Source organism: Kitasatospora sp. NPDC048540, from assembly GCF_040651175.1.
Lineage (GTDB): Bacteria > Actinomycetota > Actinomycetes > Streptomycetales > Streptomycetaceae > Kitasatospora.
In genome coordinates this window covers 16899-39374 of sequence record NZ_JBEZIR010000024.1, presented here as the reverse complement: position 1 = coordinate 39374, position 22476 = coordinate 16899, and the positions used below count along the sequence as shown (strand labels likewise).

Below are 22476 nucleotides of genomic sequence, written 5' to 3'. Positions count from 1 at the left end.
GCCCGTTCGCGTCGTGGTTCCGCCGGGGTCAGCCCGTCGGCGGCCCGAGCACCCCGCACACCTGCCACGCCGGGTGGGTGTGGTCGGCCGGGCTGACCGGCACCGGGGCGGTCCCCGCCGCACCGGCCGGCAGCGGCTGCAGGTAGCCCGCCGTGAACGCGCCGCAGGAGGTCGGCCCGGCCTGCACCACCGCGTCGACCAGCCGCAGCCGGGCCACCGCGACGTCGCCGTGCTCGAACTCGAAGCGCAGCTCCCGCCGGACCGTGAACAGGGCGGCGGACGACTGCGCGGTACCGGCCGGCCGCAGCGCGTACACGAAGGTGTGGTCGGCGGCCACCTCCAGCGTCCCGCTGTCCGCCTCGGTCACCACCATCGAACCGGCCGCCTTCACGGTCTGCGACGCCAGCGCCACCTGGCCCGGGTCGAACCGCACCAGCCAGCCGGTGGCGGCGTGGCGGCGGTCGTCCCGCGGCGCCTTGACGCTGTCGTCGTACTGGGTCAGCTCCCCGGCCGTCACCAGCGCCCTGGCCTGCGCCGTGTCCGACTGCACCAGCGTCGCCGGGGAGAGCGCGGAGGCCACCAGGTAGCTCTGCACGGTGTCCAGCGCCCGGGCCACCTCGGTGCGGGTGAAGTGCGCGGTCGCGGAGGCGGCCGGCACCCCGAGTCCGGCGGCCCCGTCGGCGTACCCGGTCGGCAGGCCGGCGAACGGGTCGGCCTGGTCGGCGACGGCCGGGACCGGGACCGGCGGGCTGAGCGCCACCATGGTCGAGGAGAGCTGGCTGCCGCTCGGCACCACACCGGCCCGGTGCGGGGAGCTCACCCCGAAGTACACCGCGGCGGCGAACGCCAGCACCACGACGAGCAGCAGCGCGACCGCCTGTCGGGGCAGCGAGCCCATCGGGCCGAAGCCGATCCGGGGCCGGGTCGCCCGCGGGTGGTCGGGCCCCAGCCGCTCCTGGGCGGACAGCTCCTGGATCCGGGCAGCGCGGACGAACGATTCGTCGAAGACCACGGATCGGAACTCGTCCTCGTTGCCGGAACCGCCCTCGGGGGTACCCTCGGGAGGCTCGCGCGGGTCACCCATACCACCAGGGTAGACGCGGGCCCCGCGCGGTACGAGGGGCCGTGCAGAACTTCCGGCCGCACCGGTGACGCCCGCCCGGCGCGTCCGCGACCGGGCGGACCGGCGGGCCGGCCGGACCGGCGGGTGCGGTCAGCCGGACCGCACCACGGCCACCGCCGGGGCCGGCGTCGGGTCGACCGCGGCGCCCGAGCTGCTGCTACCGCCCTCCGGCCGCAGCGGGGACCCGCCCGTGCCGCCGCCGGTGCCCCGGTAGATCGCGGCCACCGCCACCGCCACCACCCCGACGCCCATCACCACCGCCAGCACCCAGGCCACCGGCCGGTGCCAGCGCTGCTGCGCGACGTCCCGGCCGCGGTGGGCGGCCGAGGGGTGCGGGCGGACCGGGCGCCCCCAGCGCGAACGGCGCCTGGAGCGGTCCAGCCCGGACCACGGATCCGGGTACAGCCGGTCGTCGTCGAGACCTCGCGGGTGCGGGCGCAGCTCGAGCGGCAGCCCCTCCCCCGAGGTCGTCAACTCGTAGCCCCGGCCGGTGCCGACCGCGTCCGGCTCGAACCGCGCCTCGGCGGCGGCCAGCTGCCGCTCCAGCGCGCTCGGCTCGTGGACCGCGGCGGACCGGACGAACGCCTCGTCGAAGACCACGGTGGCGAACTCGTCGTCCGCACCACCGTGATCGGCGCCGTCGGGGTACGGCGAACCCCCCACATCGTCAGCCACGGATTCAGCGTATTACCGGGCGGCCCGTTTGTCCGGGTCTCCGGCCAGTTGCTCCGTCACAAGGATGTCCCGATCAGCCGGTTCTCCCCGCCCGCGGGTCCCGTCCGACGGGTCCGGCGGGCGGGCCCGGCAGGGTCCGGCCCGGTCCGGCCGGTCTCAGGAGCCGGAGCCGACCGTCTGGGTCGCCTCGCCCCGGACATGGCCGTCACCGGTCACGATGTACTTGGTCGAGGTCAGCTCCGGCAGGCCCATCGGACCGCGGGCGTGCAGCTTCTGGGTGGAGATGCCGATCTCCGCGCCGAAGCCGAACTCACCGCCGTCGGTGAACCGCGTCGAGGCGTTGACGGCCACCGTGGTGGCGTCCACCAGCTGGGTGAAGCGGCGGGCCGCCGCCTGCGAGGTGGTCACGATCGCCTCGGTGTGGCCCGAGGACCAGCGGCGGATGTGCGCGACCGCGGCGTCCAGCGACGGCACCACGGCGGCGGCCAGGTCCAGCGACAGGTACTCCGCCGCCCAGTCCTCGTCGGTGGCGGGCACCACGGTCGCCGCCGACCCCTCGGCGGCCTTGAGCACCGCCTCGTCGCCGTGCACGGTGACCCCGGCCGCGGCCAGCGCGGCGAGCGCCGGCGGCAGGAACTCGTCCGCGACGTCGGCGTGCACCAGCAGCGTCTCCGCCGAGTTGCAGACACTGACCCGCTGCGCCTTGGAGTTCAGCAGGATGCCGACCGCCATCGCCAGGTCGGTGTCGGCGTCGACGTAGACGTGGCAGTTGCCGGTACCGGTCTCGATCACCGGCACGGTGGAACCCTCCACCACGGCCTTGATCAGCGCGGCGCCGCCGCGCGGGATCAGCACGTCCACCAGGCCGCGGGCGCGCATCAGCTCCTGCACCGAGTCCCGGCTCTCGCCGGGCACCAGCTGGACCGCGTCGGCGGGCAGGCCCGCGGCGCCGAGCGCGTCCCGGACGACGGCGACCAGCGCGGTGTTGGAGCGGTACGCGGAGGCGGAGCCGCGCAGCAGGACTGCGTTGCCGGACTTCAGGCACAGCGCGGCGGCGTCCACCGTGACGTTGGGCCGGGCCTCGTAGATGATGCCCACCACGCCGAGCGGGACCCGCACCTGGCGCACGTCCAGGCCGTTGGGCAGGGTGTAGCCGCGCACCACCTCGCCGACCGGGTCGGGCAGCGCGGCGACGTCCCGCACGTCGGCGGCGATGGCGGCGATCCGCTCCTCGGTGAGGGTGAGCCGGTCGATCACCGACTCGGCGGTGCCGGCCTGCCGGGCGCGGGCGACGTCCTCGGCGTTGGCCGCGGTGATCTCGGCGCTGCGGGCGGTCAGGGCGTCCGCGACCGCCAGCAGCGCGGTGTCCTTGACGCGGCGCGGCAGCGGGGCGAGCTCGGCGGCCGCCTCCCGGGCACGGCGCGCGGCGGCGAGGACGGGGCTGTCGGTGGTGGCGTGGTCGCTCATGCCGAAAGGGTAGCGACTGCGCCGCCCGGACCCACGATCCGTCCTGTCCGGTGAGACGGCCGCCGGGCCCGCCACGGGCCCGCGCTCAGTACGGGTGCACGCCGCCCAGGTGCGGCGGCGGATCGCCGAAGCCCTCGGCGACCCGCTTGTGGTACGTCGGGCGGTCGACCACCTCGAGGCCGACGATCTCCCACGGCGGCAGGTTGGCCGAGCCCTTGTGCTCCCCCCACAGCCGCAGGGCTATCGCCGCCGCGTCGTGCAGGTCGCGGGCCTCCTCCCAGTAGCGGATCTCCGCGTGGTCGGTGGCGTAGCGGGCCGTCAGGAAGAACGAGTGGTCGTACGCGAGACGCTCCAGCGCCGCCCGCAGCTCACCGAGCGGGGTGGCCCGGCCGGCCACGCTGAGCACCACGTGCCACAGCCGGCCCTGCTCCGGCTGCGGCTGCTCGTCCTCCTCGCGCGGGTGCAACTCCCGGACGGCCTCGCGCGGTTGCAGCTGCGGCGCCTGGTCCGCGCGGCGGCCGCCCTCGATGCTGGTCAGTCTCCGCTGCGCCGTCTCTCCGGGCAGTGCTCCCTGGAGCCTGCGTCCCACCGGCGGCCTCCTGTTCGGCGACGACACTGTCCGGACCCGGCCGGGCCCGCCTGACCCACTCCCCCTCGGGGCCTTCCGTCAGCCGCGCAGGACGACCAGGTCGTCACGGTGGACGACCTCGCGCTCGTACTCGGCTCCGAGCTCCTGGGCCAGTTCTCGGGTGGACCGGCCGAGCAGACGGGGCAACTCCCTCGCATCAAAGTTGACCAGTCCGCGGCCCACGATGTGGCCGTTTTCACCAAGAAGGTCCACCGGATCACCCGCGGTGAAGTCGCCGTCCACCCGGGTCACCCCGGCGGGCAGCAGCGACTTCCCTCCGTGCACCACCGCCTCCACCGCACCGGCGTCCAGGTGCAGCGCGCCGCGCGGGGTCGAGGCGTGCTCCAGCCACAGCAGCCGGTCCGCGGAGCGGCTGCCGGTGCGCCGGAACAGGGTGCCGGTGGGGCGGCCGGCCAGGGCGTCGGCGGCGTGGCTGGCGGCGGTCAGCACCACCGGGATGCCCGCGCCGGTGGCGATCCGGGCGGCCTCGATCTTCGTCACCATGCCGCCGGTGCCCACCCCGGCCTTGCCGGCGCTGCCGATCTCGATGCCGTCCAGGTCCTGCGGGCCGCGCACCAGCTCGATCCGGCTGGTGCCGGGCCGGCTCGGGTCGCCGTCGTACAGGCCGTCCACGTCGGAGAGCAGCACCAGCAGGTCGGCCCGGACCAGGTGGGCGACCAGGGCGGCCAGCCGGTCGTTGTCACCGAACTTGATTTCGGCGGTGGCGACGGTGTCGTTCTCGTTGACGACCGGCATCGCGCCCATCGCCAGCAGCTGGTCCAGGGTCCGGTAGGCGTTGCGGTAGTGCGCGCGCCGGCTGGCGTCCTCGGCGGTCAGCAGCACCTGGCCGACCCGCACGCCGTACCGGGCGAAGGAGGCCGTGTACCGGGCCACCAGCAGCCCCTGGCCGACGCTGGCGGCGGCCTGCTGCCGGGCCAGGTCGCTGGGGCGCTTGTCCAGGCCGAGCGGGGCCAGGCCCGCCGCGATGGCGCCGGAGGAGACCAGCACCACGTCCGGCGCGTCCGGGCGGCTGCGGACCTTGGCGAGGGCGTCGACCAGCGCGTCCACCCGGTCGGCGTCCAGGCCCCCGGCCGCCGTGGTGAGGGAGGAGGAGCCGACCTTGACGACGATCCGCCGTGCGGCCAGGACCTCCTGCCGCAGTGTCTGATCCGTCATCAGTGCCCTCCGGTCGTACTGGATCGAGCCCGCCGCTCGGACCGCAATCTACGCGATCCGGGCGACGGGCCCGTACGGCATTTCACCCCTCAGGACGAGGCGGCCACCGCCCCGGCCCGCCCGGGGTCAGTAGTCCTCGTCGTCGCCCTCGAGGGCCTGCCGGCCGGAGGAGAGCGCCTCGTAGGCGAGGTACTCCGCCTCGGCGGCGTCGCGGGTCTTCTGCTTCTCCCGGCGCCGGTCGACGGCCGGGCGCTGGGTCTCCATCCGGTGGTCCTCGCCGCGGCGGCCGAGCATCTCCGCACCGGCGGCCATGGTCGGCTCCCAGTCGAAGACCACGGCGTTGTCCTCGGGACCGATGATGACGGTGTCGCCCTCCTGGGCGCCCACCTTCCACAGCTGGTCCTCGACGCCGAGCCGGGCCAGCCGGTCCGCGAGGTAGCCGACCGCCTCGTCGTTGGAGAAGTCGGTCTGGCGCACCCAGCGCTCCGGCTTGGTACCGCGGATGCGGTACGCGCCGTCCTCCTCGGTGATGGTGAAGCCCGCGTCGTCGACGGCGGCGGGCCGCAGCACGATCCGGGTCGACTCCTGCAGCGGCTTGGCGGCCCGGGACTCGGCGACGATCTGCGCCAGCGCGTAGTTCAGCTCCCGCAGGCCCTTGTGGGCGAGCGCGGAGACCTCGAAGACGCGGTAGCCGCGCTCCTCCAGGGAGGCCCGGGTGAGGTCGGCGATGTCCTGGCCGTCCGGGACGTCGGTCTTGTTCAGCGCGACCAGTCGCGGCCGGTCCTCCAGCCCGCCGTACGCGGCGAGTTCGGCCTCGATGGTCTCCAGGTCGGTCAGCGGGTCGCGGCCGGGCTCCAGGGTGGCGCAGTCCAGCACGTGCACCAGCACCTCGCAGCGCTCGACGTGCCGCAGGAACTCCAGGCCCAGGCCGCGGCCCTGGCTGGCGCCGGGGATCAGACCGGGGACGTCGGCGATGGTGTAGACCGTGTCGCCGGCGGTGACCACGCCGAGGTTGGGGATCAGGGTGGTGAACGGGTAGTCCGCGATCTTCGGCTTGGCGGCCGAGAGGACCGAGATCAGCGAGGACTTGCCCGCGCTCGGGTAGCCGACCAGGGCGACGTCGGCGACGGACTTGAGCTCCATCACGATGTCGCCGGCCTCGCCGGGCTCGCCGAGCAGCGCGAAGCCGGGGGCCTTGCGGCGGGCCGAGGACAGCGCGGAGTTCCCGAGGCCGCCGCGGCCGCCGGCGGCGGCGACGTAGCTGGTGCCGTGGCCGACCAGGTCGGCGAGCACGTTGCCCTTCTTGTCGAGGACCACGGTGCCGTCCGGGACGGGCAGGACCAGGTCCTGGCCGTCCGCGCCGGTCCGGTGGCCGCCCGCGCCGGGCTTGCCGTTGGTGGCCTTGCGCTTGGGCGAGTGGTGGTACTCGAGCAGGGTGGTGACCTGCGAGTCCACGGTGAGGATGACGCTGCCGCCCTCACCCCCGTTGCCGCCGTCGGGACCGCCGAGCGGCTTGAACTTCTCCCGGTGCACGGAGGCGCAGCCGTGGCCCCCGTTACCCGCGGCGACGTACAGCTCGACGCGGTCCACGAAGGTGGTCATGGGATGTGCCTCCAGTGCGAAGAAATGGGGTCCTGCGGTAAAGCATGAAGGGTGGACCGGGTCATCCCCGGCCCACCCTTCACTGTGAGTCTTGACCCAGGGTCAGCAGACTCAGGCCTCGACGGCCACGATGTTGACGACGCGGCGGCCACGACGGTTGCCGAACTGGACCGCACCGGCGGTCAGCGCGAACAGGGTGTCGTCGCCACCGCGGCCGACGCCGGCACCCGGGTGGAAGTGGGTGCCGCGCTGGCGGACGATGATCTCGCCGGCGCTGACGACCTGGCCGCCGAAGCGCTTGACGCCGAGGCGCTGGGCGTTCGAGTCACGGCCGTTACGGGTAGAGCTTGCGCCCTTCTTGTGTGCCATCTCGCTATCCCCTTACTTGCTGACGGAGTCGATGCTGGTGATCCGCACAGCGGTGTGCTGCTGACGGTGACCCTGGCGGCGGCGGTAGCCGGTCTTGTTCTTGTAGCGCAGGATGACGATCTTCTCACCCTTGGTCTGGTCCACGACCTCGGCGTGAGCCTTCACGCCGGCGAGCACCCACGGGTCGGAGGTGACAGCGTCACCGTCGACGATGAGGATGGTCGAGAGCTCGACCGAGTCACCCGCCTTGGCCTCAATACGGTCAATCTCCAGCACGTCGCCGACGGCGACCTTGTGCTGGCGGCCGCCTGCGCGAACGATCGCGTACATGCGGTACCCACTTTCTGTACTCGGTCGGAACTCGCCGATGCCAGCCACCTGGGTACGGACACAGGGGCCTCCCCCGGGCCAGCAGGGCTGAACCCGGGAGGTGATCTGCTCGGGAGCGCGGCGTCAAACACGCCAAGGGTCAAGAATACGGACCGACCGCCCTACGGGCAAACCGGACCCTACCCGGCGCCGGCCGGGCCCCGCGGAACGGGACCCGGCCGGCACCCGGGGCTTACTCGGACGCCGTATCACCTTCGGCGGCCGCGGCCTTCTTGGCCGCCGCGCCGGTCCGCTTGGTGGCGGTCTTGCGGGCGGTGGTCTTCTTGGCCGCGGTCGTCTTCTTCGCGGCCGTGGTCTTCTTCGCAGCGGCCTTGCGGGGCGCCCGCTTCTTCGGAGCGGGGGCCTCCTCGGCCTGCTCCTCCGCAGCCTGCTCCTCGGCGGCCTCGACGGCCGGGGCCTCGACCTCGACGGCCTCGACCTCGACGACCTCGGCGACCGGCGCCTCGGAGGCCGGCTCCTCGGCCGGGGCCGCCGGCTCCGGCTGCACCTGGGCCGCGGCCGTCAGCGCGGCCTCGACCACGGCGTCGGCCCGCGCCTGCAGCACCACGATCTCGGCTCCGCCCGGCGCACCGGCCGGAGCCGTCGCCTTGCGGACCGCCCGGCGGCGGGTGCGGCCGGCCGCCGGCGCGGCGGCCGGGATCTCGACCAGGCTCGGCCGGGCGACGGGCTCCGCAGCCTCGGCCGGCGCGGCCGGCTCCTCGGCCACGGGCTCCGGCTGCGCCGCGGGCTCCCGCTCGACCAGCTCGAAGGTCTCCTCGGCCTCGGCCTCGGACTCGAACGGCGCCTCGGACTCGGTGCCGGCGGCCTCCAGGCCCTCCGGCTCGCCCTGGCCCGCGCCGCCCTTGCCGCGACGGCGGCGCTTGCTGCCGCCCGCGGCGGCGCTCTCGCCGGCCGCCGCGGTGTGGCCGCCACCGCCGTGGGTGTGCGGCTGGTCCATGTGGACGATGACGCCGCGCCCGTTGCAGTGCACGCAGGACTCGGAGAAGGACTCCAGCAGGCCCTGGCCGACCCGCTTGCGGGTCATCTGGACCAGGCCCAGCGAAGTGACCTCGGCCACCTGGTGCTTGGTCCGGTCCCGGCCCAGGCACTCCAGCAGGCGCCGCAGCACCAGGTCGCGGTTGGACTCCAGCACCATGTCGATGAAGTCGATCACGATGATGCCGCCGAGGTCGCGCAGCCGCAGCTGACGGACGATCTCCTCGGCCGCCTCGATGTTGTTGCGGGTGACGGTCTCCTCGAGGTTCCCGCCCTGGCCGACGAACTTGCCGGTGTTGACGTCGACCACGACCATCGCCTCGGTCCGGTCGATCACCAGCGAACCGCCGCTGGGCAGCCAGACCTTGCGGTCCAGCGCCTTCATCAGCTGCTCGTCGATCCGGTAGGTGGCGAACACGTCGACGTCCGAGGTCCAGCGCTGCAGCCGGTCCGCGAGGTCGGGGGCCACGCCGCCGACGTACTCGTGGATGGTGCTCCACGCCTCGGCGCCGCTGACGATGACCTTGCTGAAGTCCTCGTTGAAGATGTCGCGCACGACCCGGACGGTCATGTCCGGCTCGCCGTACAGCAGCGCCGGGGCGTTGCCGGTGGCGGCCTTCTTCTGGATCTCCTCCCACTGCGCCTGCAGGCGCTGCACGTCGCGGGTGAGCTCGTCCTCGCTGGCGCCCTCGGCGGCGGTGCGCACGATGACGCCCGCGTCGTCCGGGACGATCTTCTTGAGGATCTGCTTCAGGCGGGCGCGCTCGTTCTCCGGGAGCTTGCGGCTGATACCGGTCATCGAGCCCTCGGGCACGTAGACCAGGTAGCGGCCGGGCAGCGAGATCTGGCTGGTCAGCCGGGCGCCCTTGTGGCCGATCGGGTCCTTGGAGACCTGGACCAGCACGGACTGGCCGGACTTGAGCACCGACTCGATCCGGCGCGGGCCGCCGTGGCCCAGCGCACCGAAGTTGACCTCACCGGCGTACAGCACCGCGTTGCGGCCCTTGCCGATGTCGACGAAGGCGGCCTCCATCGACGGCAGCACGTTCTGGACCTTGCCCAGGTAGACGTTGCCGACGTAGCTGGTGGCCTGCTCCTTGTTGACGTAGTGCTCGACGAGCACGCCGTCCTCCAGGACGCCGATCTGGGTGCGCTGGCCGTTCTGGCGGACCACCATCACCCGCTCGACCGACTCCCGGCGGGCCAGGAACTCGGCCTCGGTGATGATCGGCACCCGGCGGCGGCCCAGCTCACGGCCCTCACGGCGGCGCTGCTTCTTCGCCTCCAGACGGGTGGAGCCCTTGATGGACTGCACCTCGTCCGGGTCGAAGGCCGGCTCGGTGGAGCGGCGGCGCGGCTCGCGCACCTTCACCACGGTCCGGACGCCGTCCTCGGTGGTCTCGGCGGCCACCTCGACACCGCTCTCGCCACTGCGGCGACGGCGGCGACGGCGCGACGAGGACAGGCCGGCCGCGAGGTCGTCGTCGTCCTCGTCGTCCTCGTCCGCCCCGGCGGCGGCAGCGGCCGGCTGCTCGTCCGCGGTGTCCGCGGTCACCGTCTCGGTGTCGCCCTCGGTCTCGTTCTCGCTCTCGTCGCTCTCACCGCGGCGGCGACGGCGGCCACCACGACGGCGGCGGCGGGACGGACGACCGTCCTCGTCCCACTCCGCCTCGGTGTCCGGGCCGGTCGCGGGAGCCTCGGCGGGCGCCTCGACGGCGGCCGGCTCCGGCTGCTGCGCCCGGACCTCCTGGCGGGGCTCCTGGCGGGGCTCCTGCCGGGGCTCGGCCTGCGGCCTGCCCTCCGGGCGGACCCGCACCGAGGTGCGGACGCGGCGGCGGCGGCCGACGCCGCTGTACTCGAACTCGTCGTCGCCCTCGGCGGCCGGCGCGGGCGCGGCCTTCGCCGGGGCGGCCTTGGCAGCCTTGGCGGCCTTGGCCGGCTGCACGGACGCGCCGGCGGGCTGGGCGGCGGCGGCCTGCGCGGCCGGCTGGCCGGGCGCGGCGACGAACGGCGTGGGCTCCTGGAAGACCGGCGCCTGGAAGATTGCGGTGGACGGGCGCACGGCGCGGCGGCGGACCCGCTGCGGCGGCTCCGCCTCGGCGGGCGCGGCGGCCGGCGCGGGGGCCTCGGCCTGCGCGGCGGCCTGCTCCTCGGCCTCCTCCTCGGTCTCCTCGACCGGCTCCTCGACGGGAGCGGCGGGCTCGACGACCGCGGCCGGCGGGGCCTGCTCGGCCACCACGGGGGCGGCCTCGACGACCCGGCGACGGCGCGGACGGCGGGCCGGGGCCTCCTCGGCGACCGGCTCGGCGACCGGCTCCGGCGCGGCCTCGGCGGCCGGCTCGGTGACGGCCTCGGCGGCCGGCGTCCGGACCGGGGCCTCGGCGCGCTTACGGGTACGGCGGGCGCGGGCGGGCTTCTCCGGCGCGGCCTCGGCCTCGGCGGCGGGCGCCTCGACGGCGGGTGCTTCGGTGGCCGGCGCCTCGACCGCGGGGGTCTCGGTGGCGGCGGCCTCGGCGGCCTCCGGCGCACCGGCCGGGGCCTCGACGCGCTTACGGGTACGGCGGGCCCGGACCGGCTTCTCCGGCGCGGCCTCGGCGGCGGGCGCCTCGGGCTCGGCGGGGGTCTCGGCGCCGGGGGCGTCGGCAGGGACGACCGTCTCGGCGGTGTCGGCGGCGGCCCCCTGCGGCGCACCGGCCGGGCGGGAGACCGCCCGGCGGCGACGGCGCGGCGGAGCGGCCGCGGCGGAGCCGTCGGCGTCGTGGTCGGCCGGTTCCGCAGCGGACTGCGGGTCGGTGTTCTCGAGCATGCGGGTGGATCTCCCGTCAGGCCCCCGGGCTCCGCATCCGAGCACGGCGGGGCACCGGGGTTCCGGTCGGTCGCGATGCTCGCGGACCGACTCCCACGGTGCCGCCGTGCGGACGCGAGGCCGCACAGGGGCTCGTAGTCTCGCTCGGCGCCCCGCACGGTGCGGGGTGTCGAAAGTCTTCTGGTCTGGGCCAGTCTTCTCAGTTGTCCGGGCCACTCCGGAGCCGGCCTGGTTGGCTGCCAGGCGGGCCCTCCGGCCCGGTTGCGGGCCGGAGGAAGGATCCTCGGGCCGGCCGACCATCCGGGTCGGCCGGCCGCAAGGGCTGGCCTTCATGTGCGACGGCGCTCGCTCCCCTGGGGAGCCGCGGGGCCCGGGGAGCCGCAGGACCGGAGTTGCTCCGGACCGGGGCTCCCGCCCGCCCGGCGGACGCGGATGCGCGCAGCCAGGAGGCCGCTACTGGCCGTCCGTGGCCGCTGCGCGGTCGAGCGCCAGCGGGTCGGTCACCGTGCCGGACTCCTCGTCGAGCGGCCCCTGCGCCAGCCTGGTCACCTCAGCGGGGACCGGCGGCGCCAGGTCGGCCGTCGCACGGAGACCGGACAAAACGTCGTCGGGTCGTACGGCGGGTGTGGCGTGTCGTACTACCAGCCGCAGTATCGCACAGGGACCGGTGGTCCGAACATCACCGGTACCGTCCGTACCGGTGTCGTTACCATTCCCCGTCTGCGGCGGAACAACCTCCAGACCGGCGACGGCACCGCGGGCGTCGAAGACCCGCATGCCGTTCTTGGTCTGGCGCTGGACCTCGACGGCGTCGGCCGCGAGGAAGGCGGAGACCGCGCGGCCGGCCTCCTCGTGCGCCACGCCGTCAAGGCGCAGCTGCCACACCGAGGCCTCCAGGCGCTCCACGAAGTGCGGGGTGCGCACCTCGACCGCGTCGATCACGTCCAGGCCGGGCGGGAGCGACTCGTCGAGCTGCGCGCGCAGCTGCTCCGGGTCGCGGAACTCGGCCAGGCCGATCTCCAGGTACTCGGCCTCGCTGGCGACCCCGGTCGGGGCGGCGTTGGCGTACGAGACCTTGGGGTGCGGGGTGAAGCCCGCGGAGTACGCCATGGGGACGGCCGAGCGGCGCAGCGCGCGCTCGAAGGCGCGTTGGAAGTCCCGGTGGCTGGTGAATCGCAGACGGCCGCGCTTGGTGTAGCGCAGACGGATGCGCTGCACCGTCGGAGCGGGCGGCGGACCGTCGGGCGTGCGGCGTGCCAGGGTCGCTCAGTCCTTAGTCAGTTGGCCAGTCCGGCGCGCCACCGTGTCGGGGCATCGGCCGGACTTCTGTCAGGACAAGGGTACGCGGCCCGCGGGCCGCGCCGGCGCCCAGCTCACCCCAGCAGCGCACGGCGCAGCTCCCGGCGGATCTCCCGGCTCGCCCGGCGGACCTCGGCGGCGGCCCGGCGCAGCTCCGCCTTGACCGGCCACCACACCTCGCGCCGGACCCAGCGGCACGGGCGCACCACCAGGGCCCGCCACGCCCGGCCGGCCAGCCGCCAGGCTCCCAGCAGGACCCGCCACAGCCCGCGCAGCAGCGGGCCGAGCAGCGTCCGCCAGAGCCAGGCCAGCGGCAGCACGACCAGGTGGCCGAGGACCGTGCCGACCACCACGCCGAGCGCCCGGGCCAGCCACTCGATGCCCCGGCCGAGGCCGCGGACCGCCCGCACCATCGCCCGTCCGAGCGGTACCAGCAGGTGCCGCACCGTCCAGCGGCAGGCCGCCGCGGTCGCCCGCGCCGCCGTCCGCACGGCGGCAGCACCGCCACGGGCCAGCCGCGCCACCACCCGCGCCAGCGGGAGCAGCCCGTACCGGTACAGCCCGACGACCGGCAGCACCACCAGGTGCCGCACCGACCACCGCAGGGCGGCCGCACCCCGGCCGGCCAGCCGCACCGCGGCACGTCCCAGCGGCACCAGCCCGTACCGGTACAGCCCGACCACCGGCACCACCAGCAGGCTGCGCAGCAGCCGGCGCAGTACCGCGCCGACGGCGGCCGAGGCGGTCAGCAGCGCCCGGCCGAGCGGCCGCAGGACGTGCCGGCCCAGCAGGGTCAGCGGGGCCGCGACCAGGGCGGTGCCGAGCCACCGCAGGAGGCGCACGGCGGCGCCCGCGGGCAGCACCACGGCGTACCGCAGCAGCGCGCGCAAGGCCGTCAGCAACGCACCGCCGAGCCACCCCGCGGCCCGCTGGGCCAGCCTCAGCGCCGCCAGGAGGGCGCGGACCGGCGGCGTCACCGCGTACCGCCACAGCCACCGCAGGGCCTTCCCGGCGCCGGACAGGGCCGCCGACAGCAGGCGGCCGAGCGCGCGGGCCACCGCCGCCGCACCCGCCGCCAGGGCCTTCGCCAGCACGCCGAGCAGCCGGCCGAGCGGGCGGACGGCGTGCCGGTACAGCCAGCCGGACGGCCGGACCACCAGCCAGGTGGCCAGTGCGCGCAGCAGTCGTCCGAGCGGGACCAGCAGCCACCGGTGCAGGGCCTTCGCCGGCCGGACCAGCAGCAGGTCGAGTGCGCCGAGGAGCACCCTGCGGGCCGCCCGTCCGGCCGCCACCAGTGCCTCCCAGGCGAACCGCAGCGGCAGGACCACCACCAGCGCGACGGCCCGTGCCACCCAGGTCAGGCAGCCCGCGGGCTGCTGCATCTCGTCCATCTGTTCCCCCGCCCGCGACCGTCCCGAGGCCGTGATCGTAGTGCAGCCCCTCCCGGGCCGGTGCCCGGCGGTGTCCGGGAACGGCGGAACCCGCCCCCGGCCTCGCGGGCCGGGAGCGGGTTCCTTCGAACGGCTGGGCGGGCGGCGCTACTTGACGACCGTCAGCGGCAGCAGCTTCTTGCCCGTGGGGCCGATCTGGATGCTGGTGTCCATCTGGGGGCAGACGCCGCAGTCGAAGCACGGGGTCCAGCGGCAGTCCTCGACCTCGACCTCCTCGAGGGCGTCCTGCCAGTCCTCCCAGAGCCAGTCCTTGTCGAGGCCGCTGTCCAGGTGGTCCCAGGGCAGCACCTCCTCGTAGGTGCGCTCACGGGTGGTGTACCAGGCCACGTCCACGCCGGTGCCGGCCAGGCCCTTGTCGGCGCAGGCGATCCAGCGGTCGTAGGAGAAGTGCTCGCGCCAGCCGTCGAACCGGCCGCCGTCGTCGTACACGGCGCGGATGACGGCGCCGATCCGGCGGTCGCCGCGGGAGAGCAGGCCCTCGATGATGCCGGGCTTGCCGTCGTGGTAGCGGAAGCCGATGTTCTTGCCGTACTTGCGGTCGCCGCGGATGGAGTCGCGCAGCTTGGCCAGCCGGGCGTCGGTGTCCTCGGCGCTCAGCTGCGGGGCCCACTGGAACGGGGTGTGCGGCTTGGGCACGAACCCGCCGATGGAGACGGTGCAGCGGATGTCGTTCTGGCCGGTGACCTCGCGGCCCTTCTGGATCACGTTCTTGGCCATCGTGCCGATCTGCAGCACGTCGTCGTCGGTCTCGGTGGGCAGGCCGCACATGAAGTACAGCTTCACCTGGCGCCAGCCGTTGCCGTACGCGGTGGCGACCGTGGTGATGAGGTCCTCCTCGGACACCATCTTGTTGATCACCTTGCGGATCCGCTCGCTGCCGCCCTCGGGGGCGAAGGTGAGCCCGGAGCGGCGGCCGTTGCGGGACAGCTCGTTGGCGAGGTCGATGTTGAAGGCGTCGACCCGCGTGGAGGGCAGCGACAGGCCGACCTTGTCCTCGGCGTAGCGGTCGGCCAGGCCCTTGGCGATGTCACCGATCTCGGTGTGGTCCGCGGAGGACAGCGACAGCAGGCCGACCTCCTCGAAGCCGGTCGCCTTCAGGCCGCGCTCGACCATCTCGCCGATGCCGGTGATGCTTCGCTCCCGCACGGGGCGCGTGATCATGCCGGCCTGGCAGAAGCGGCAGCCGCGGGTGCAGCCGCGGAAGATCTCGACGGACATCCGCTCGTGCACCGTCTCCGCGAGCGGGACCAGCGGCTGCTTGGGGTACGGCCACTCGTCGAGGTCCATCACGGTGTGCTTGGAGACCCGCCACGGCACGCCGGCCCGGTTGGGCACCACGCGGCCGATCCGGCCGTCCGGCAGGTACTCGACGTCGTAGAAGCGCGGCACGTAGACGGCGCCGGTGCGGGCGAGGCGCAGCAGCACCTCGTCCCGGCCGCCGGGGCGGCCCTCGGCCTTCCAGCCGCGGATGATCTCGGTCATGTCGAGCACGGCCTGCTCGCCGTCGCCGATCACCGCGCAGTCGATGAAGTCCGCGATCGGCTCGGGGTTGAACGCGGCGTGGCCGCCGGCCAGCACGATCGGGTCCTCGACGGTGCGGTCCTTGGACTCCATCGGGATGCCCGCGAGGTCGAGCGCGGTGAGCATGTTGGTGTAGCCGAGCTCGGTGGAGAACGACAGTCCGAAGACGTCGAAGGCCTTCACCGGGCGGTGGGCGTCGACCGTGAACTGCGGCACCGCGTGCTCGCGCATCAGCGCTTCGAGGTCCGGCCAGACGCTGTAGGTGCGCTCGGCGAGCACGCCCTCGCGCTCGTTGAGCACCTCGTAGAGGATCATGACGCCCTGGTTGGGCAGGCCGACCTCGTAGGCGTCGGGGTACATCAGGGCCCAGCGCACGTCGCAGGCGTCCCAGTCCTTGACGGTCGAGTTGAGCTCGCCGCCGACATACTGGATCGGCTTCTGGACGTGCGGGAGGAGGGCCTCCAGGCGTGGGAAGACCGATTCGACTGGCATGCGGGGAGCCTTTGGCGACGGGAACAGGACGACTCTCAAGGGTAGCCGAATCGCGACCTTCGAAATTCTGACGCCCGCGGCCCCGGTTGGAGGGGTCGCGGGCGTCGGAGCGGCCGGGGTCAGATCCCTATCGGCCGCTGGGAGCGGACGGACTGCAGCAGTCCGATGGCGATCCAGACCGCGAACATCGAGGACCCGCCGTAGGAGACGAACGGCAGCGGGATGCCCGCCACGGGCATGATGCCGAGGTTCATGCCGATGTTCTCGAAGGCCTGGAAGGCGAACCAGATCACCACGCCCGCCGCGATGACCGTGCCGTACAGGTCGGTGGCGTGGCGGGCGATCCGGCAGGCCCGCCAGAGGATCACGCCGAGCAGGCCGAGCAAGGCCATCCCGCCGATGAAGCCGAGCTCCTCGCCGGCCACGCTGAAGACGAAGTCGGTCTGCTGCTCGGGGACGAACTGGCCGGTGGTCTGGGTGCCGTGGAACAGGCCCATGCCGCTCAGCCCGCCGGAGCCGATCGCGATCCGGGCCTGGGCGGTGTTGTAGCCGACGCCGCCGGGGTCGAGGGTCGGGTCGGCGAAGGCGGCGAAGCGGTCGATCTGGTACTTGCTCAGCACACCGAGCTTCCAGATCGCCGCCGCGCCGCCGGCACCGACCGTCAGGAGGCCGATCACCCAGCGGTTGGCGGCGCCGGAGGCGAGCAGGATGCCCATCACGATGACGGCCATCACCATCACCGAGCCGAGGTCCGGCATCAGCATGACGACGCCCATCGGGACGGCGGCCACCACCAGCGACTGGATCACGCTGCGGCTGGGCGGGAACTCCCGCTCGCCGGCGTCCACCCGGGCGGACAGCACCACGGCCATCCCCAGCACGATGCCGAGCTTGGCGAACTCGGCGGGCTGGATCGAGAACCCGCCGCCGAACTGGATCCAGGAGTGCGCGCCGTTGATGGTCGAGCCCAGCGGGCTGAGCACGGCCAGCAGCATCAGCAGGACGGCGATGTAGACGAAGGGCACGGCGGTCCGCAGCCGCCTCGTCCCTATCACCACCACCACGCCGCACAGCACCAGGCCGATCACCAGGTTGGTGAGGTGCCGGTAGAGGAAGTACTGCGGGTCGCCGTGGGTGAGCGAGTCCCGGCCGCGGGTCGCCGACCAGACCAGCAGCGAGCTGCCGAGCGACAGTGCCAGGGCGGCCAGGATCATGATCCAGTCCACCCGGCGCAGCGGGGCGTCCTTGGTCAGCGCCCGGGAGATGGAGCCGCGCTGCGGGCTGAGCCGGACCTGCCGGTACGAGCCGTAGGAGGTCATGCCCGGGTCCTTCCGCCGGTGCGGACGGGTTCGAGGGCGGCGAGGGCCACCGGGTACGGGGCGAGGCCGCCGCCGGCCGGCGGGGCCGGGTCGAGGAAGGTCGAGCCGGCCGGGTAGCCGGCGCCGTCCTGGAAGGAGGCGGGCTTGATGATCGCGGTGCCGTCCGGGTTGAACTTGGGCAGTTCGGCCTGCGGCTTGGGCAGCAGGGCCTTGCCGTTGTCCACGTTGCCCTTGTCGTCGACGCCGTACAGCGCCTGGTAGATCCGTCGCACCGAGTCGCCGGAGCCGCCGGAGCCGGTGCCGCCTTGGCTTATCGTCATCACGACCGCGTAGTCGCCGCTGTAGGTGGTCAGCCACGAGGTGGTCTGCTTGCCGGCGACCTCGGCGGTGCCGGTCTTGGCGTGCAGCTCGATCTTGCCCTGCGGCCAGCCCGCGCCGGTGAACTTCCAGGCCGCGGTGCCGCTGGTGATGACGCCCGCGGTGGCCTGGTTGATGTAGCTGAGCAGCTTGCCGTCGGCGGGCAGCTTGCCGTCCTCGTGCGGGGCGATGTCGCGGACCAGGGTGCCGTCCGGGCTGACGATCGCCTTGCCGATGGTCGGCCGGTAGAGGGTGCCGCCGTTGGCGAGGGCCGAGTAGATCCGGGCCATCTGGACCGGGGTGACCAGGGTGTCGCCCTGGCCGATGGCGAAGTTGACGCTGTCACCGGCGCGCATCTGGTTGCCGTCGACGCAGTTCTCGCGGGCGATCTCGTCGGCGTACTCATGGCCGCCCCTGGCCGCCTGGGCGCACCAGGCGTCCTTGTTGGCGTCGAAGAAGGACTGCTTCCACTGCCGGTCGGGGACCCGGCCGGTGACCTCGCCGGGCAGGTCGATCCCGGTCTTGGCACCGAGACCGAACTGGTGGGCGGTCTTGAAGAACCAGTCGGCCGGGTTCTTCGGCTTGATGCCGCCGTCCTTCATCCACTGGTCGTACGCGAGACCGTAGAAGACGGTGTCGCAGGAGACCTCCAGCGCCTTCTCCAGCGTGATGTCGCCGAAGCTCTCGCTCTCGAAGTTCTTGAACTCGCGGCCGCCGATGGTGAGGCTGGTCGGGCAGGGGTAGTGGCCGTCGAGCGAGTAGCCGGCCTGGACGGCCGCGGTGGTGGAGATGACCTTGAAGGTCGAGCCGGGGGCGGACTGACCCTGTATGGCCCGGTTGATCAGCGGGTAGTTGGAGTCCTTGCTGTTGAGGCTCGCGTAGTCCTTGGCGGAGATGCCGCCGACCCAGAGGTTCGGGTCGAAGGTGGGCGCGCTGGCCATCGCGATGATCCGGCCGGTGTGCACGTCCATCACCACGGCGGCGCCGGAGTCGGCCTCGTAGTTCTTCTTGGTCTCCTTGTCGTACACCTTGCGGGCGTCCGTCATGGCCTGCTGGAGCTGGTCCTCGACCACCTTCTGGACCCGGGCGTCGATGCTGGTGACCAGGTTGGCGCCGGGCTGGGCGGGGGTGCGGCCGGCGCTGCCGATCACCCGGCCGAGGTTGTCCACCTCCAGCTTGTCGACGCCGGTGGTGCCGCGCAGGTCGTCGTCGTAGACGGACTCCAGGCCGGCCCGGCCGATCTGGTCGGAGGGCAGCCGGCGGTCCCGGCCGGTCTTGTCGGCGGTCCTGGTGACCTCGTCGTCGGTGACCGGCGAGAGGTAGCCGAGCACCTGCGAGGCGTTGGCGCCCTCGACGCCGGTGTAGCGGCGGACCGCGGTCGGCTGGGCGGTGACGCCGGGGAAGTCCTCGCGGCGTTCCATTATCTGCATCGCCTGCTGGGTGGTGGCCTGCTGGGTGACCGGGATCGGCTGGTACGGCGAGCCGTTCCAGCAGGGCTGCGGCGTCTTGGCGTCGCAGAGCCGGACCTTGTCCTGGACGTCCTTGGCGGGCAGGCCGAGCACCTCGGCGAGCCGGGTCAGCACGCCCTTGCCGTGGTCCTTCTGCTGCAGCAGCGAGGTGCGGCTGACCGAGACGACCAGCTTGGTCTCGTTGCCGGCCAGCACCCGGCCGGAGGCGTCCAGGATCTCGCCGCGGACGGCGGGCTCCACCACCTCGCGGATGTGGTTGCCCTCGGCCTTGGCGGCGTACTGGTCGCCGGTGCGGATCTGCAGGTACCAGAGGCGGCCGCCGAGGGTGGCGAGCAGCGACAGGACCAGGATCTGCAGCACCACAAGACGGATCGTCACCCGCTGGGTGCGGCCGGTCTCCGGGATGTTGCTCACGGGGCAGTGACTCCTATCACCGTGCGGCTCAGGGGCGCTTGGCGAGGTTCAGCGGACGCTTCTTGCGGGTGTTGACGGGCATCGGCGAGGCCTCCCGGGTGGTCCGGTAGCGGGCCAGCGAGCCGAGCCCGGAGCCGCCGCCGTCACCGCTGCCGGCCGCGACGGCGGCCGGGCCCTGGTCGTAGCGGCGGGCCACCAGCATCACGGCGGGCACCACGAACGGGGCCAGCAGCACGTCGTACAGCAGGGCGCTGAGCACCAGCCCGGTGAGGCCGACGTGCCGGGCGGCGGTGTCGCCGACCAGGGCGCCGACGGTGGCGTACAGCAGGGTGGAGACGACCGCCGCGCCGGCCACCACCAGCAGCGCGCTGAGCGCCGAACGCTGCCGGCCGCCCTCCGGGCGCAGCAGGCCGGCGGCGTAGCCCACCAGGCAGAGCACCAGGGCGTAGCGGCCGATCGCGTGGTCGGACGGCGGGGCGAGGTCGGCGAGCAGGCCGCCGGCGAAGCCGACCAGGCAGCCGCCGGACGGGCCGTAGACCAGGGCGAGGCCGACCACGACGAGCATCAGCAGGTCGGGGGTGGCGCCGGGCAGCTGGAGCCGGCCGAGCACGCTGACCTGGATCACCAGGGCGACCAGCAGCAGGACGGCGGGCAGGACGATCCGGTTGGCGCGCATGGTCAGTTCCCCCCGGCGGGCTTGGTGGGCGAGGCGGCGGCGCCGGGCTGGGCCGGCGCGGCCGGGGCGGCCGCGGCGGTCGGGGCGGGCGCGGGCGGCAGGACGGCGTCCCGGGGGTCGGTGCGCGGCGGGACGACCACCACGCCGACCAGGTCGAGGCGGGTGAACTGGACGAACGGTTCGACCAGCACGGTCTTGGTGAGCTGGCCGGGAGTGGCCTCGACCTCGACCACCTTGCCGACCGGGACGCCGGGGACGAACGGGCGGCCGCTGTGCGAGCCGAAGGTGACCAGCCGGTCGCCGGCCTTGACCTGGGCCTTGCCGTTGAGCAGCTGGACCTTCATCGGGCCGGTGCCCTGGCCGGCCGCGAAGCCGATCTCCTCGCTGCTCTCGATCCGGGTGCCGGCGGTGAAGCCGGGGTCGGAGGCGAGCAGGACGGTGGCGGTGGTGGGGGCGACGGTGGTGATCCGGCCGACCAGGCCCTGGCTGTTGATGACCGTCATGTCCCGGGTCAGCCCGTCGTCGCTGCCGGCGTCGATGGTGATGGTCCAGGAGAAGCCCTGGGCCGCGCCGATCGCGATCACCTGGGCGGCCTTGACGGTGTAGCCGCCGGCCCCGGCGGTGCGGAGCATCTCGTCGAGCTGCTTGGTGCGGCCGGCGGCGGCGTCGGAGGAGGCGAGCCGCTGGCGCAGTTCGGTGTTCTCCCGGGTGATCAGGTCGAGCCGCTGCTGGTGGGTGCCGGCGTCGCGGACGGCCCTGATGTAGCCGGCCACCGGGTCGACCACGCCGGCCGCGCCGCGCTCGGCCGGGCCGAGCACGCCGGCCGCGGCCCGGCGGGCGCCGCCCAGCGGGGAGGACTCGCCGCCCTTGATGTCCACGGTGATCAGTGCGAAGGCGACAGCCACCAGCAGGATGAGCAGTAGTCGGCTCTCTCGTGTGTCCCTCACGGTGCTGGAACTGCCCTTCGGTACCGGGTCCCCCTCCGGAGGGGCGGGGGAGCCATTCAGTTGACGAACTGTCCGTACGTTTTAACGACCGGCCTGGCCCGAGGTCGCGGCCGGTCCGCCGTCAGCGCCGGGGCTGGGCGTCGAGCACCTGCTGCAGCGCCTCGAACTCCTCGACGCACTTGCCGGAGCCCAGGGCGACCGAGTCCAGCGGGTTCTCCGCGATGTGGATCGGCATGCCGGTCTCCCGGCGCAGCCGCTCGTCGAGGCCGCGCAGCAGGGCGCCGCCGCCGGTGAGCACGATGCCGCGGTCCATCACGTCGCCGGCCAGCTCGGGCGGGCACTGGTCGAGGGTGGTCTTGACGGCGTCGATGATCGAGTTGACCGGCTCGTCGATCGCCTCGCGGACCTCGGCGGCCGAGATCACCACGGTCTTCGGCAGGCCGCTGACCAGGTCGCGGCCGCGGATCTCGGCGTGCTCGTCCTTCTCCCCCTCCAGCGCGAAGGCGGAGCCGATGGACATCTTGATCTGCTCGGCGCTGCGCTCACCGAGCAGGAGGCTGTACTCCTTCTTGATGTGCTGGACGATCGCGTTGTCGAGCTCGTCGCCGGCCACCCGCAGGGACTGCGCGGTGACGATCCCGCCGAGCGAGATGACCGCGACCTCGGTGGTGCCGCCGCCGATGTCGACGACCATGTTGCCGGTCGGCTCGTGCACCGGCAGGCCGGCGCCGATCGCGGCCGCCATCGGCTCCTCGATGATGTGCACCTGGCGCGCGCCGGCCTGCGAGGACGCCTCGATCACGGCGCGGCGCTCGACCCCGGTGATGCCGGAGGGCACGCAGACCACGACCCGGGGGCGGGCCAGGTAGCGGCGGCGGTGGATCTTGAGGATGAAGTACCGCAGCATCCGCTCGGTGATCTCGAAGTCGGCGATCACGCCGTCCTTGAGCGGGCGGATGGCGACGATGTTGCCGGGGGTGCGCCCGATCATCTTCTTCGCCTCGGCACCGACGGCGAGGATGCCGCCGGTGTTGGTGTTCACCGCGACCACGGACGGCTCGTTGAGCACGATCCCCTTGCCCCTGACGTACACCAGCGTGTTGGCAGTGCCGAGGTCGATCGCCATGTCACGGCCGATGAACGACAGGTTGTTGGCCATGGGGTGTGGTGTGCCTTCCCGGGTTCGGAATGGAGGGCGGGGCGGGAGCGGGCCGACCGCGGCGCCCGCAGCAGGGCTGACATCAGCTGAGCAGCCGTACCGGGCCCGTGAGTTGTGCCCATCGTAGCGACGCCGGTCGACGCGGTCCGGCGGGCCACGGC

The 22476-nt window shown here is 73.8% G+C and carries 17 protein-coding genes; all 17 read right to left on the bottom strand.

The window, feature by feature from the left end; genetic code table 11:
- Nucleotides 1–28: 28 nt before the first annotated feature.
- The 17 genes from AB0D08_RS12580 to AB0D08_RS12500 all read right to left on the bottom strand — a co-directional run bounded on the left by AB0D08_RS12580 (nt 29) and on the right by AB0D08_RS12500 (nt 22303).
- Nucleotides 29–1084, bottom strand: coding sequence for a hypothetical protein (locus tag AB0D08_RS12580; protein ID WP_033818958.1), 1056 nt, complete (start codon nt 1082–1084; stop codon nt 29–31).
- A 129-nt stretch (nt 1085–1213) separates the two neighbouring features.
- On the bottom strand, nt 1214–1798 hold the full coding sequence (locus tag AB0D08_RS12575) for a hypothetical protein (RefSeq protein ID WP_033818959.1): 585 nt from the start codon (nt 1796–1798) through the stop codon (nt 1214–1216).
- Nucleotides 1799–1954: 156 nt separating this feature from the next.
- On the bottom strand, nt 1955–3265 hold the full coding sequence (locus AB0D08_RS12570; protein ID WP_033818960.1) for a glutamate-5-semialdehyde dehydrogenase: 1311 nt from the start codon (nt 3263–3265) through the stop codon (nt 1955–1957).
- Nucleotides 3266–3350: 85 nt separating this feature from the next.
- Entirely contained in the window at nt 3351–3854 is a 504-nt protein-coding gene (locus AB0D08_RS12565) for a hypothetical protein (RefSeq protein WP_033818961.1), read from the bottom strand.
- Between the two features lie 78 nt (nt 3855–3932).
- Nucleotides 3933–5069, bottom strand: a complete 1137-nt coding sequence (proB, locus tag AB0D08_RS12560; RefSeq protein ID WP_033818962.1) for a glutamate 5-kinase — start codon at nt 5067–5069, stop codon at nt 3933–3935.
- A 126-nt stretch (nt 5070–5195) separates the two neighbouring features.
- Nucleotides 5196–6671 carry a GTPase ObgE gene (gene obgE, locus AB0D08_RS12555; RefSeq protein WP_359888266.1) on the bottom strand — a complete coding sequence of 492 codons (1476 nt, stop codon included), beginning with the start codon at nt 6669–6671 and terminating at the stop codon, nt 5196–5198.
- A gap of 111 nt (nt 6672–6782) precedes the next feature.
- A complete protein-coding gene (gene rpmA / locus AB0D08_RS12550) occupies nt 6783–7040 on the bottom strand; it encodes a 50S ribosomal protein L27 (protein ID WP_033818964.1) in 258 nt (85 codons plus the stop codon).
- Between the two features lie 12 nt (nt 7041–7052).
- Nucleotides 7053–7370 (bottom strand): 50S ribosomal protein L21, encoded by a 318-nt coding sequence (gene rplU, locus AB0D08_RS12545; protein ID WP_033818965.1) that lies wholly within the window; start codon nt 7368–7370, stop codon nt 7053–7055.
- Between the two features lie 232 nt (nt 7371–7602).
- Nucleotides 7603–11211 (bottom strand): Rne/Rng family ribonuclease, encoded by a 3609-nt coding sequence (locus tag AB0D08_RS12540; protein WP_359888263.1) that lies wholly within the window; start codon nt 11209–11211, stop codon nt 7603–7605.
- 453 nt (nt 11212–11664) lie between these two features.
- Nucleotides 11665–12429: a TIGR03936 family radical SAM-associated protein gene (locus AB0D08_RS12535; RefSeq protein WP_033819998.1), complete on the bottom strand. Its 765-nt coding sequence runs from the start codon at nt 12427–12429 to the stop codon at nt 11665–11667.
- 155 nt (nt 12430–12584) lie between these two features.
- A complete protein-coding gene (locus AB0D08_RS12530; RefSeq protein ID WP_359888259.1) occupies nt 12585–13901 on the bottom strand; it encodes a hypothetical protein in 1317 nt (438 codons plus the stop codon).
- A gap of 147 nt (nt 13902–14048) precedes the next feature.
- On the bottom strand, nt 14049–15974 hold the full coding sequence (locus tag AB0D08_RS12525) for a TIGR03960 family B12-binding radical SAM protein (protein WP_033820000.1): 1926 nt from the start codon (nt 15972–15974) through the stop codon (nt 14049–14051).
- 119 nt (nt 15975–16093) lie between these two features.
- Nucleotides 16094–17293, bottom strand: coding sequence for a rod shape-determining protein RodA (gene rodA / locus AB0D08_RS12520; protein ID WP_033820001.1), 1200 nt, complete (start codon nt 17291–17293; stop codon nt 16094–16096).
- Nucleotides 17290–19533 carry a penicillin-binding protein 2 gene (mrdA, locus tag AB0D08_RS12515; protein WP_033820002.1) on the bottom strand — a complete coding sequence of 748 codons (2244 nt, stop codon included), beginning with the start codon at nt 19531–19533 and terminating at the stop codon, nt 17290–17292. Before mrdA ends, rodA begins: the two co-directional genes overlap by 4 nt.
- 28 nt (nt 19534–19561) lie before the next feature.
- On the bottom strand, nt 19562–20209 hold the full coding sequence (mreD, locus tag AB0D08_RS12510) for a rod shape-determining protein MreD (protein ID WP_033820003.1): 648 nt from the start codon (nt 20207–20209) through the stop codon (nt 19562–19564).
- A 2-nt stretch (nt 20210–20211) separates the two neighbouring features.
- Nucleotides 20212–21156, bottom strand: a complete 945-nt coding sequence (gene mreC / locus AB0D08_RS12505; protein WP_359888254.1) for a rod shape-determining protein MreC — start codon at nt 21154–21156, stop codon at nt 20212–20214.
- 121 nt (nt 21157–21277) lie between these two features.
- Nucleotides 21278–22303, bottom strand: a complete 1026-nt coding sequence (locus AB0D08_RS12500) for a rod shape-determining protein (RefSeq protein WP_033821861.1) — start codon at nt 22301–22303, stop codon at nt 21278–21280.
- Nucleotides 22304–22476 lie beyond the last annotated feature (173 nt).